Source organism: Peribacillus simplex (genome assembly GCF_900156045.1).
Classification (GTDB): Bacteria; Bacillota; Bacilli; order Bacillales; family DSM-1321; genus Peribacillus; species Peribacillus simplex_D.
The window spans coordinates 829,491-842,289 of record NZ_FTMX01000002.1; the positions used below are offsets into that span (position 1 = coordinate 829,491).

Here is a 12,799-nt window from a genome sequence, read left to right on the forward strand (position 1 = left end):
CTAGTTCCTACTAAACCAGACTGTTTCAGCATTTTTCATAAGACTCCGCATAGCAACTCCAGAAACGGCAGCTGTTTATATCGCTGTCAAAATTGTGCCGTTTATTATAGATAATAAATTACCCGTTTCTCTATCGTTTATTAACAATAAGCCATGTGTTACCGGACTATCGGTTTTGTAATTTGATGAGTAGGAAGTGACTACTTTTAGTCCGATGCAATAGTCAACAAAACAGGGCATTATCAGCAGATTATCTTCGCCCTTTACTTCTGAAAAAGTGCGGGCTGGCATCACAAAATCTTTATTCGCATATTTGCCTCTTCAATTACATTTATTACTTCTTCCATTGACAGGGAACTTTCGACGTCCTTTTCTGAAAGTAATAACAAAAAAACGCCTCTTTACTACAACTAATCATTTAAACTGTCTCTCTCTTAGGATTAAGCTCACTGCCAGGTTTACTGCTAGGTTTGTTTAAAGCACTTGTCTCTGCCAGAGTCATATTCCTGGTCTCTGGAGCCATCACGAATGAAATTAAAAACCCTATAAAAAACAGGGCTGCACAGCAGTACATGGTGACAGCAATCCCGTATGTACTCAAGATGAGTGGAAATAAAAATGTACTCAGAGAGGCACCAATCCGACTCACGCCGGTGCCAAATCCAACAGCTGTTCCTCTAATTTTTGTCGGAAACAATTCATTTGGATAAATCCATTGGTGGATATTCATACTAGTGTTGAAAATACCATAAATGATAAACAGCGAAATGGTGAAGGCAAATGACATCTGCCAGCTTGACGTTATCCCTAATATCACTAAAACAACCGCGGAGACTAAAAACGGCCAAATTAGCACTGGTCTTCTTCCGATTTTCTCTACCAGAAATACTGCCGGCAATAATCCGACTAAATAGAAGAGGCTCATAATCGCAGAACCCAGATACTCCTTGTTTCCATCCGCAAATCCAAATTCCCCTAATACTTGAGGGATGTAGGTTGCAATCGCAAAGGCAGGAGCCACTTGAAGCGTCCAAAATAGGGCGATGAAGAGGGTCCACTTTCCATACCCATTTTTAAACATGTCCATAAATGACGTCTTTTCTTTCGTTTCCAAGGACTCGGAGAGGACCACACCTTTTCCAAAGACCCCTTGAATGATTGCGTTGGCTTCTTTTTCTTTTCCCTTACTTGCCAGCCAAAGAGGGGATTCTGGCATCTTTAAGCGGCCAAGTAAAAGAATGAGCGCCGGAACGGCACTGCTTGCAAGCATCCAGCGCCAGCTGTCCTCACCCAGACCCAGCATCCAATACCCCACCAAGAAGGATGCACCGTAGCCAACATACCACAGGGCAATTAGTCCGCCAAGCAAGGCGCCCCGCTGCTTGCGAGGGGCAAACTCCGCCATATACGTAGCGGAAATCGGATTATCAGCACCCACTGCAACCCCTAAAATAAAACGTAAAATGATAAGCTGTACCGGGTCATTCACAAAAAACTGGGGAATCGAGGCAAGGACAAAAACGGCTAAATCGAGAAGAAACATCGTCTTTCGTCCAATAAGATCCGTTAAGTAGCCCCCAATTATTCCGCCAAAAAACATCCCGACATACATAGCCATTGCGATCATACCAACTACGGTTAACGACATATCAAACTGGGGCTGTAAAACGGCCAGGGCCACTGCAATGATACCAATAATGTACCCATCAATAAAGGCTCCTCCGCCGGTATAAAAAAACATTTGGTAGTGAAATTTACCCAAAGGCATTTCTTCAAGTGTGCGAACTTTATTCATAACTCCCCTCCAAAATTCAGAATATTTATTAAAAAACAAATTATTCATCAACCCATTTTTTCCAATCATTAAGAGTCTTTCAATATTTTGCTTTGGCAACCGGCAGCAGTTGGTTCAAGATGTCTTCCTGCTTGATCGTGCTTCAGGGGAGTACGTCATAAAGATGCTTACTTACCATTGATGATGTCTCCTAGATTAAGAACATCCTCCTTCAGATAAAACACCATCTCGTACTGCAAACTTACTTTTTCTATATTGATAACGTTTACATTTAACTCAAGTTGCAATTCTTTTGCGAATTGCTTCGTTTTAATTTTCCTTTTTTAAACATGCCTGTTGCAGCCATTAGCTAAATTTTATTGGGATACCTACCCCAATGATTCCTATGCTGACTGAGGCAACGCTTGGTATAGCTGCAAAATATCGGCTCTTCAGTTTCAAGCCCTCCCAATGAATGACCAATTTAAAAGTTGGATTACTTCTTTGTGACGATTGTTCAAACGTTCCAAATGTACGATTCTATACCTTCAGCTTGAATTCTGTCCTCTTGTGAGAAGTAAATAAAACTGATCCTTTTTACTTTGAGCTAGTTTTGCAAGCTTCTCAACAGTACTCATAACACCTCCTTTTCTGTTTGAATTATCTAAAAATTTAACTTTAGATGTATATTAGCATCAAATAGACTCGATGCAAACCTTTTTTTTGAAAAAAGGTATAATTATTCCTTTTGAATTAAAAAAAAATATTGCCTTATACGTTTCAAATGGCTACAGCTTCCATAATTCCAATAATTGGTATTGCTATAAAATGCTTTTCACCGTCACTACCTAACGATTCAAATATTTTAGATCTTATTTTATTATTTATGGACATATTAACTGTTTCTGATTTAGGCGATTAAGCTGATGTTGAGACAACAACAGTCATTCCTCTTATAAAGGCCTCGGGATATGGAAGTTTTAAGGAATTTGATAAGGAATTTCACCCAAATACTATATTTAGTTTTTTCAACATGGTAGGATCACAAAAGTCGTTTTCGAGTGATAATAGTAAACCCTATTGATCAATAAATATTTGCTGGAATGAAAATGAGAAATTGGGATTCATTCAACAATTGCGCCCTTAATTGAATAACAAAGTTTCAATTAACTGGTTTATTTAAGTAAAGAAAAAGCTGCCTTAAAGCAACCCAGATTTTAAGTTCGCGCACTCTCTCAATTTTAATATATTTCTCTAAATAAACAGTTTTCAATTAAGGTCTTTTTAAGTAAAGGAAAGTGACGAAATTAGGGTAAAATAATGTTTTAGCCATTTGAAAAACTTATTAAAATTAACAAGAAATTTATTCTTTAGTTTCGTTTCTTTCATGGCACTTTATATATTATAGTGAAACTTTCAAGTAGTTACTAAAGTAGAACAATAATCACTAAAGTAAACTACTTCTGAAAGAATCTTACAACCCTTGATTTTGTCAAAAGCTTCTTTTGCTTCTTTTTCTTCAGCAAACTCAAACATTGTGGTATTATTTTTTTCTGAATAAACAGTGATTACCCACATCTTAAAAAATCCTCCAACTAATATTTGTAATTCTTTTTCTTTATCATCATTGACAAATTATACATGAAAGAGGTGATTTTTATATTTAGTTAGCAATTTGTCACTTATCAATCTAAAAATTCAATTTCTTCAGATCGGTTTATAAGGGAAATTGTAATGCTATTTCTATATTTAGTATCGTGGAAGTTATACATTTGATTAGAAAAATAGATTAATTGAGACTAGTCTGTTATCCTTACATAAACGCTTATCAAAGTTTATTAACTTTCCGCCATTCGCTATGCACCTACACCTAAAAGAAGGACTATTGTAGGGTTTTCTGCATATCTTCTTGAAGATATACCCCTTACTTTTATTAAATAATCTTTTTCCCTGAATTTGATTGGTAGCTAAGTTTATTGGTTCTTTTGTTTAATGTACTTGTTTCGGCTAAGCTCATATTTCGGGTCTCTGGCGCCATTACCAATGAAACTAGAAAACCTATAAAAAAGAGACCGGCACAGATATAGAGAGTGACCCCCAATCCATACTTGCTTAAAATCACCGGAAACAAAAATGTACTCAAAGAAGAACCAATGCGGCTTACACCTGTCCCAAATCCTAGGGCTGTTCCTCGAATCTTCGTTGGAAACAATTCATTGGGATAAATCCATTGGTGAATACTCATCCCGGTGTTAAAAATACCATAAATAACAAATAACATAATCGTAAATGCAAAGGACATATGCCAACTTGATGTAAGGCCGAGTGTAGTTAAAATAATCGCTGACACTAAGAAGGGCCAGATTAAGACCGGTCTTCTTCCGATTTTCTCGACTAAATAAAGGGCGGGGAATAAGCCTACTATATAAAACAGACTCATAATGGCCGAGCCTAAATATTCTTTGTTTCCATCCGCGAAGCCAAATAGACCTAATACTTCAGGGATATAGGTAGCGATCGCAAAGGAAGGGGCCACTTGAAGCGTCCAGAATAAGGCAATAAAGATGGTCCACTTGCCATACCCATTCTTAAACATATCCATAAAAGACGTCTTTTCTTCTGCTTCAAAGGACTCGGAGAGGACCACGTTTTTTCCAAAAATCCCTTGAACAATCCCATTTGCCTCTTTTTCTCTTCCTTTACTCGCGAGCCAAAGAGGAGATTCTGGCATCTTTAAACGAGCGAGTAAAATAATAATGGCAGGAAGGGCACTGCTCGCCAACATCCAACGCCAGCTATCCTCACCTAGCGCCAACATAAAATATCCGACCAAGTAAGACACGCCGTAGCCCACATACCATAATGCAACTAGCCCACCAAGCAAAGCTCCCCGGTTCTTTTTAGGCGCAAACTCTGCCATATACGTGCCCGCAATTGGATAATCAGCACCAACCGCCAGGCCTAAAATAAAGCGTAAAATGATGAGTTGCATGGGGTCTTGTGCAAAATATTGGAGAACGGAGGCAATTACGAAAACCACTAAATCCAAAATAAACATCGTCTTTCGCCCAATCAAATCCGTTAAATATCCTCCAAGGATTCCGCCAAAAAACATGCCGACTAACGCCGCCATTCCTACCAGACCAACGGTTGTCAAGGACAGGTCAAACTGTGGCTGCAAAACGGCTAAAGCAACTGCGATGATCCCAATGATGTACCCATCAATAAAGGCTCCACCGCCGGTGTAGAAAAACATTTGAAAATGAAATTTACGTAAAGGCATTTCTTCGAGTGTACGTATTTGATTCATAGTTCCCCTCCCAACTTTAGAAAATTAACCCATTATCTATTGGATGAAAAGCCTACTCCCCCCTATTAGATAAGGGAGGAATGTAAGCTTTTCATTACCTTCTTAGTGTTGAATCGTGTGGAGCTTTCCTTGACTGAACAGTTTGAGGTAGTCATAACTGCCTGCTTTAGAATCCGTGCCGGATAAGTTAAACCCACCGAATGGATGAACACCGACCAGTGCACCGGTCACATTGCGGTTAATGTATAAGTTTCCGCAGTACATACGCTCAATCGCTTGGTTAATCCTTTCTTCGTTAGAGGAGAAGAAACCGCCTGTTAGGCCATATTCTGTATTATTGTAAATCTCAATTGCTTCTTCCCAATCTTTCGCTTTGGCAATCGTAAGGACAGGTCCGAAGATTTCTTCTTGCATAATCGTACTGTTTGGCTCGGCATCAATGAAAATGGTAGGTTGAATATAGTAACCTTCTTCACTGCCTGTAACGCCACCTAATACTAACTTCGCCTCTTTTTTTCCAATCTCAATGTAGTTAAGAATCGTATTAAAGGCTTTTTGATCAATAACTGGGCCCACACAATAGTTTTCTTCTCCGTTTCCTAGTTTAAGCTCACTCGCTAACAGAATGACTTTCTGAATTAATTCATCATATACACTTTCTACAATAATCGCACGCGAGCCAGCTGAACATTTTTGTCCTTGGAAACTGAACGCGGAGGAAACAATGGATTTAGCAGCTGCATCTAAGTCCGCCGTTTCATCGATTACAATGCCATCTTTCCCGCCCATTTCAGCATTGACGCGTTTGATCCATTTTTGTCCTTTCGCTGTTTTTCCAGCGAGTTCATTAATATGAAGACCGACATCTTTCGATCCAGTGAAACTAATAAAGCGTGTAAGAGGATGACCCGTGATATAGTCGCCCATGATGGATGAATCACCAGGTATAAAGTTGATTACTCCTTTAGGCAGGCCGATTTCTTCCATTAACTCCACAAATTTATAGGCAATAATGGGTGTCACAGAAGCCGGCTTTAGGAGCGTTGTATTTCCCGTTACAACAGCTGATACCGTTAAACCTGTACAAATGGCCAATGGGAAGTTCCAAGGCGGAACAATAAAGCCGACCCCTAATGGGATATACGTCAGTCTATTTGTTTCAGCCGGGATTCGTTTTACATAATGTGTATCCTCTTCCAATTGGATCATAGATCTTCCGTAGTATTCCATAAAGTCAATGGCCTCTGACACTTCTGCATCAGCTTCTTCGTAGTTTTTACCTGCTTCTAATATTAAAACAGCTGAGAATTCATGACGTTTTTTTCTCATTAAATCGGCAGCTTTGAATAAATAATCAGCGCGCTTCTCAGGACGTACTTGTTTCCACGTTCCGAAGGTGTTCGTTGCCGTTTGGATCGCTGTCTCTGCCATTTCACGGTCCACTTTACTCATATAACCGATGATTTCATCTGTCTTTCCTGGGTTAATCGAGGTAATCTTCTCCTCCGTATAAATCTTTTCTCCTCCGATAATAACAGGATAGTCTTTTCCTAATTCTTGCCGGAAGGATAGGATTGCTTCTTTTAAAGCTTGGACCTCACGGTCTTTTGAAAAGTCTGTATTAGGTTCGTTTGTGAAGGTATCCAATTTTAGTGTTTGTAGCATATTTGACATGTTTTTTCCTCCTAAAATGTTTTTTATTTAAAAGTATTTTTTAATACAAACGAGACATTTTCAGGTCGTTCCGCAAGTCTGCGCATAAAATAGCCGAACCAATCCGTCCCGTAAGGGACATATACGCGCACTTTATACCCGAGATTAGCTAATTTCTTTTGAAGATCCGAACGAATCCCGTATAGCATTTGAAATTCGAACTGCGTTTTTGGAATGCCCTGTTGCTCGGTAAATTGAATCACTTTCTCCACCATGACATCATCATGAGTCGCAATGCCTGCATAGTTCCCATTTAACAAATGCGTTTTAATGATTTTTTCATAGTTTTTGTCCACGTCACTTTTTTTCGGAAAGGCCACACTGATGGGTTCTTTATAAGCCCCCTTGACTAACCGGAGGTTGGCATTGTATCGATTCAAGTCATGAATGTCTTCTTCTGTTCGATACAGATAAGCTTGAATAACGGTACCAATATTTTCGTACTCTTTTCTCAGTTCTTTATAAATATCCAATGTCAATTGACAGTGCGAATAATCTTCCATTTCAATACGGACAAAGTTTCCATATACTCGAGCTCGATCCAAAATCAGCTTGAGATTTTGAATACATAAGTCCTTACTGATATCTAATCCAAGTGATGTAATCTTGACGGAGAGATTACTGTCGATTCCACTCTCATGAATGGCATCAAGGGTCTTTAAACAATTTTCTGTTGCTTCCAATGCGGCTTCAACCGTGAACACATATTCACCTAGGTAGTTCAGCATGGCAACCATGCCATTTTGATTAATCTTACGCACACATTCAATCGCTTGTTCCGTGACATCTCCAGCCACAAAACGTCTAGCACCAAACTTAAGTCCATATTTTTTGGCCATCTTATTGGCCGTCTTATTCTTAGCAAGCGTCTGAAAAGTATTGCTTAACAATTTCTCCATTCTGCCCCCCCATTTCATATGCCCCCCTATTCAACTTTTACAGCCAATGTGGATGCTCCCATAAAGCTAAATCCTTACCAACGCCTTTTTCTTTAGCACTTTTGTAGACACGATATGCCTCCGAAACATCGTGGATCGACATCCCGATTGGATTAAATAATATTTTTTGCTTAGGACATTCTCTACCAGTAACTTTACCGTTGATGATGTCTCCTAGATTATGAACATCCTCTTCAGACAGTACACCATCTCGTACTGCACGGTAACTTACGTCTACTCCGTGATGCTTCACATGTTCGAAATCATCCACGACGACTTTATCATAATGAACTAATTCTTTTGGATCAGTATCCCAGAAAGAAATTTCAGAGTGGAATGCTCCTTCTTTTAGCCACTCTCCTTTTACATAAGGGAAAGTTGACATTGTTGCCGTAATAACAATATCTGATTCTCGAATGGCTTCTTCTGCACTCGCTGCATTGACAACGTTTACATTTAGCTCTAATTCCATTTCTTTTGCGAATTGTTTTGTTTTCTCCTCATTCAAATCGAATACTTTAATTTGCTCAATTTGATTTTTAAACACGCCTGTTACAGCCATTAACTGTGTTCTACTTTGGACACCTGCTCCAATAATACCTACTGTACGCGAATCCGGGTTAGCAAGATATTTCGCAGCTATTCCAGTTGCTGCTCCAGTTCTCATAGCGCTTACAATTGTTCCATCCATAATTGCTAGTGGAAAACCATTATGAGGATCGGAGAGAATAATAATAGCAGAAGCTCTCGGTTGTCCAATTTTTCTTGGGTTTTCAGGCATGCTTGGAATCCATTTCATTCCCGCTACATCAATCTCACCTCCAAGAAAAGAAGGCATCGTCATTATTCTTCCTCTTGTCTCTTCTGTTTCAGGTCCTCCCCAGCGAATGACCGGTTTAGAAGGTTGGACTACCTCGTTGCGACCGTGTAATTCAAAAGACTTTTGAATCGCCTCAAGTGTACCATCCATGTCCAGACCACCAGCTTCGATGCAGTCTTCCTGTGAGAGATAGATAAAACCAACTCGTTTATTTTGCTGTACATTGTCTAGTATTTTAACTGTACTCATATTAACTCTCCTTTTTTTGAATTATTTGATAATTCGTATATTAGCACCATTTAGATTCAATGTAAACCATTTTATTTAAAAAAGGTTCTTTTGTTCCTTTCTAGAGTTTAATTAACAAAAAAAAGACATTACATGTAAATTTCTAATGAAATTACAATAATAATGTCTTTTTTTATTAATCTACTATAACTTTCTTTTCTTTCAATGTTTCCACTAAGTTTGTTATTTGTTGAATTGAAGTTTTCGAATTCCTTTTTCCTAATTCCACTACAATCGATTCTACGAGAGCAATAATTGGCATTATTGTGAAATATTTTTCCCCAGTTTCGACTTTTAAAATAACCTTTGAAAATGTGGAGATAGGACACGACAAATAATCCGTAATTAATACAATGGGGATCCCTTGCTTGTAGGCTACACTTGCAGCGTCAATTGTCCGTTGTGGATATGGGGAAAACCCAAATACAATCATTACTTCGTTTTCTTTAAACTGTAATATTCGTTCAAACATCGACTCACTATCGTAACTGAGCTGTCTCGTGTTTGAGTGAAATTCTTCGATGAGGAGTTCTAAGTAAATAGCAACTGCTTTATAAGGTCTTAATCCGAGTAAATTAATTCTCGCAGCATTTGCGATTAGGTCCATAGCATCTCTGAAATTTTCAACCAACTGAGGGTTAAGTGATTTATTTAGCAATTGAACCCCTTCTTGCCAAACATTTGATAGCGTCTTATAGTCTTTGTCTTCATCATTACCTCCAAAAGACGCCTGCACATTTTCCCACTTGTCAGAGTAATCCCTTTGAATTTCATGAAACTGTTTTTTCAACTCAAAAAAGCTATCGTAACCTAACGTCTTTACTAACCGTAAAACAGTTGTTGTACCTACATTAGCATTTCGGGCCAATTCCTTAACTGTAAACATTTCAATATCTTTATGATTTTGCAGTATGTAATCACATAACTGCTTCTGTTTATTTGGCAAGTTATCTTTTATAAAAATGATGTGATCCAACACATTGTTGTTTTCCTGAACTTTATTCACTATTCCACCTACTTTCGTTGTAAAATTCCCTTCATAATCTTTCATATAATTATCTATTTATAAATTACTCATAGGTAATGTTTATTTAATCATAACATAGTATAAGCCTTTTCTTCATTCCGCATGCGACATTAATGTAAACAACAAATACTTTGTCGGACCCTTGAAGCAGGCTGAATTACATTTGGCTTACCTGCCACTGACCCATAACCTATAGCAGGACCTATTTCTTCTTGCATGGTTTTCTTAATAAGAATCTTTCCTATTCGGTCCATCACACGTAAGGCTGTAGCCCGGCTATTTTATCTTGAATAAGAACCTACTTTCCCCATAATAAGGGTTGCTAAAACCGTTCCTTCCCTTATAGAATAAGCTAATCGCAACATCCTCATATTTTTCTATAATGACCTTGGTATTTATTTGTCAACGTAAAATGGGCTCAAATTTTGGATACTCACTTGCTTTATCTATTGTAAATAATTTCGATTCTGATAAATCTCTTATTCTTGGAGCAAATTTAAACACTAATAAAAGGGTCAATCCGAAATTTGGGCTGTGTAACCGGCTGTGTCTGTTTTAGGCCTTCATAGTTATTGTGAATTTAATGAGTTTTTAATTAATGTTCTTCTTCAGCTATAGGGGGCGTTAGTTGAAGAAAATACAGCTGTAGGGCTGTATTTTTATTTATAAGATTATAAATAAAGAAAACCATATTTAGGTTATAGACATAAGGAGTTCGGAAAACGAATCTTTCATCCAATGATGTTCAGGAACCAACTGACCCGAAGCAACACCTTCAAATCCCCAGGTGTTTCTAACTAAATGCATTAACCAAGTTGTTTGGAACGGGTTTGCGAGACTGCGGGAAAAGCGTGTTCAAAGGAGACCCCCGAAGGCGCCCAAGTTGTACAAGCAATAAAAAAACTGTAGACAAACTCGATTTCTTCGAATTTGCCTACAGTCTGGGCTTCTATATTTCTTAGATAATGGAACTTACTTCTTCAAATGATATGGCACAGTCGTAATAACCACATTTCTTCTATAAAGTAAGTAGGCACGAATGAGTAAACTTGATTGGTTATGAAGAATATTGTGCCAGCCCTTCTTCGGAATGAATTGGGGGATGATCACCGTAACTCTATAATTGGCTTCACTCGCCTTATGTTCAACCGTATCCACAAATTTCGTTAATGGCTGAATGATGCTTCTGTAATAAGAATTCAAAGTGACGAGTCTGACATCCGGCTGCCATTTTTTCCATTTTTCTTCGAATTTCTTTTCATCTTCTCTTTCAAAAGCTACATATACGGCAATGACCTGATCCGCTGAAAGAGATTTAGCATAATTTAAAGAGTTCTCAACCACATGAGTAATACCGGCCACAGGTACGATAATGATATTTCCTTCAATTGGCAAGATCGGCTCACATGTTGTAATCCTTAGTTGGTCACCAACTGCTTCATAATGCTTTCTGATTCGATGAAAAATTAACAGGATGATAGGTAAAAAAATCAAAACAGGCCAAACCTGAGTAAACTTGGTCAAGAAGAAAATCATCGTGACGATAAAGCTAATCATGGCACCAATTGAATTAATGGTTAATTTCAACATCCAGCCTTTTGGCTTTTCGCGAATCCATTTAACAATCATCCCGGTCTGGGACAGAGTAAATGGAATGAATACACCAACGGCATAAAGCGGAATGAGATTTTCTGTATGTCCTTCAAATGAGACTATTAAGATGATCGATGCAAGCCCCAGTATGATTATTCCATTGGAATACCCTAATCGGTCCCCTCTGATCGTAAACGCCCTTGGTATGAATTTATCCTTCGCTAGATTTACCGCAAGCAGAGGGAAGGCCGAATAGCCAGTATTGGCCGCAAGTATCAAGATCAATGCAGTCGTACCTTGAATGAAGAAATACATGAAATTCCGTCCAAAGATCTCTTCAGCAATCTGGGAGACGACCGTTACCTCCGCGCTTGGAACAATGCTTAAATAATAGGCTAAGAATACGATTCCCGAAAATAATACAGCTAGTAAGGAACCCATCGCTATTAAAGTTTTCGCCGCATTATTCGGGGCCGGATCTTTAAAGTTAGGGATTGCATTGGAAATAGCTTCGACTCCTGTCAATGCGGAACTTCCAGATGCAAATGCTCTTAGCAGTATGAATAAACTGATGCCCGCTACCGGAGTCCCGATGGGCGTGTGCAATTCCGGTGAAACTCCCCCAGTCAAAATCTTGTAAATCCCGACACCAATCAAGATGAACAATGCTAAAACGAATAGGTATACCGGATAGGCCAAAACAGAGGCCGACTCCGTAACCCCCCTCAGGTTCAGGATTGTAAGCAGAATGACGAAAATGATGGCTATGATGACATTATATGAATGCAGGCCGGGAAAAGCGGACGTGATAGCATCCGTACCTGCTGAAACACTAACAGCCACAGTTAATATATAATCCACCAATAAGGATCCTCCAGCTATCAGCCCTGGATTGACTCCTAAATTGTTTTTTGAAACCACATAGGCCCCCCCGCCATGCGGATAAGCGAAAATGATTTGTCTATAGGACAAAATCAAGGCGGTTAACAGGATCAATACTCCGATTGCGATAGGGATGGAATACCAGAATGCTGTAGCACCGATTGTGATCAGAACGATCAATATTTGCTCAGGTCCATAAGCAACCGAAGACAAAGCATCAGAAGATAATATCGCCAAAGCCTTTGTTTTGTTAAGCTTTTGTTCACCAAGTGCATTTGATTTTAAAGGTCTCCCAATCAAGAACCTTTTTATAGAAGATAACACGAAGTAGTCACCACCATATTTAATTTATAAGTTTATGTTACCCAGCTGTAGCAAAAAACAAGACGAAATAGAAAAATGCCTACAAGTCATAGCTAAATAGACCTGTAGACATCAATTTTTTTGTCTAACA

The 12,799-nt window shown here is 38.6% G+C and carries 8 protein-coding genes and 2 pseudogenes; all 10 read right to left on the minus strand.

All coding sequences use genetic code 11. The annotated features are described in order from the left end of the window. Nucleotides 1-75: 75 nt before the first annotated feature. Nucleotides 76-297 (minus strand): annotated as a pseudogene (locus BW986_RS31220) (hypothetical protein); the annotation flags it as partial. Nucleotides 298-418: 121 nt separating this feature from the next. Continuing rightward, complete coding sequence (locus BW986_RS10585; RefSeq protein WP_076367675.1) at nucleotides 419-1,795, minus strand: MFS transporter; 1,377 nt, start codon at nucleotides 1,793-1,795, stop codon at nucleotides 419-421. A gap of 1,395 nt (nucleotides 1,796-3,190) precedes the next feature. Next, nucleotides 3,191-3,352, minus strand: coding sequence for a hypothetical protein (locus BW986_RS30165; RefSeq protein WP_179086048.1), 162 nt, complete (start codon nucleotides 3,350-3,352; stop codon nucleotides 3,191-3,193). A 355-nt stretch (nucleotides 3,353-3,707) separates the two neighbouring features. After that, nucleotides 3,708-5,084, minus strand: coding sequence for an MFS transporter (locus BW986_RS10590; RefSeq protein WP_076367676.1), 1,377 nt, complete (start codon nucleotides 5,082-5,084; stop codon nucleotides 3,708-3,710). Nucleotides 5,085-5,186: 102 nt separating this feature from the next. Then, on the minus strand, nucleotides 5,187-6,749 hold the full coding sequence (gene pruA / locus BW986_RS10595; protein ID WP_142244576.1) for an L-glutamate gamma-semialdehyde dehydrogenase: 1,563 nt from the start codon (nucleotides 6,747-6,749) through the stop codon (nucleotides 5,187-5,189). 32 nt (nucleotides 6,750-6,781) lie between these two features. Next, nucleotides 6,782-7,696 (minus strand): proline dehydrogenase family protein, encoded by a 915-nt coding sequence (locus BW986_RS10600; RefSeq protein ID WP_076368018.1) that lies wholly within the window; start codon nucleotides 7,694-7,696, stop codon nucleotides 6,782-6,784. Between the two features lie 37 nt (nucleotides 7,697-7,733). Beyond that, nucleotides 7,734-8,804 (minus strand): ornithine cyclodeaminase family protein, encoded by a 1,071-nt coding sequence (locus tag BW986_RS10605; protein ID WP_076367680.1) that lies wholly within the window; start codon nucleotides 8,802-8,804, stop codon nucleotides 7,734-7,736. Between the two features lie 175 nt (nucleotides 8,805-8,979). Next, nucleotides 8,980-9,849 carry a MurR/RpiR family transcriptional regulator gene (locus BW986_RS10610; protein ID WP_179086049.1) on the minus strand — a complete coding sequence of 290 codons (870 nt, stop codon included), beginning with the start codon at nucleotides 9,847-9,849 and terminating at the stop codon, nucleotides 8,980-8,982. 305 nt (nucleotides 9,850-10,154) lie between these two features. Continuing rightward, nucleotides 10,155-10,424, minus strand: a pseudogene (locus tag BW986_RS10615) (Tn3 family transposase); the annotation flags it as partial. Between the two features lie 418 nt (nucleotides 10,425-10,842). Beyond that, nucleotides 10,843-12,669 (minus strand): APC family permease, encoded by a 1,827-nt coding sequence (locus BW986_RS10620; RefSeq protein ID WP_076367682.1) that lies wholly within the window; start codon nucleotides 12,667-12,669, stop codon nucleotides 10,843-10,845. Between the last annotated feature and the right edge of the window lie 130 nt (nucleotides 12,670-12,799).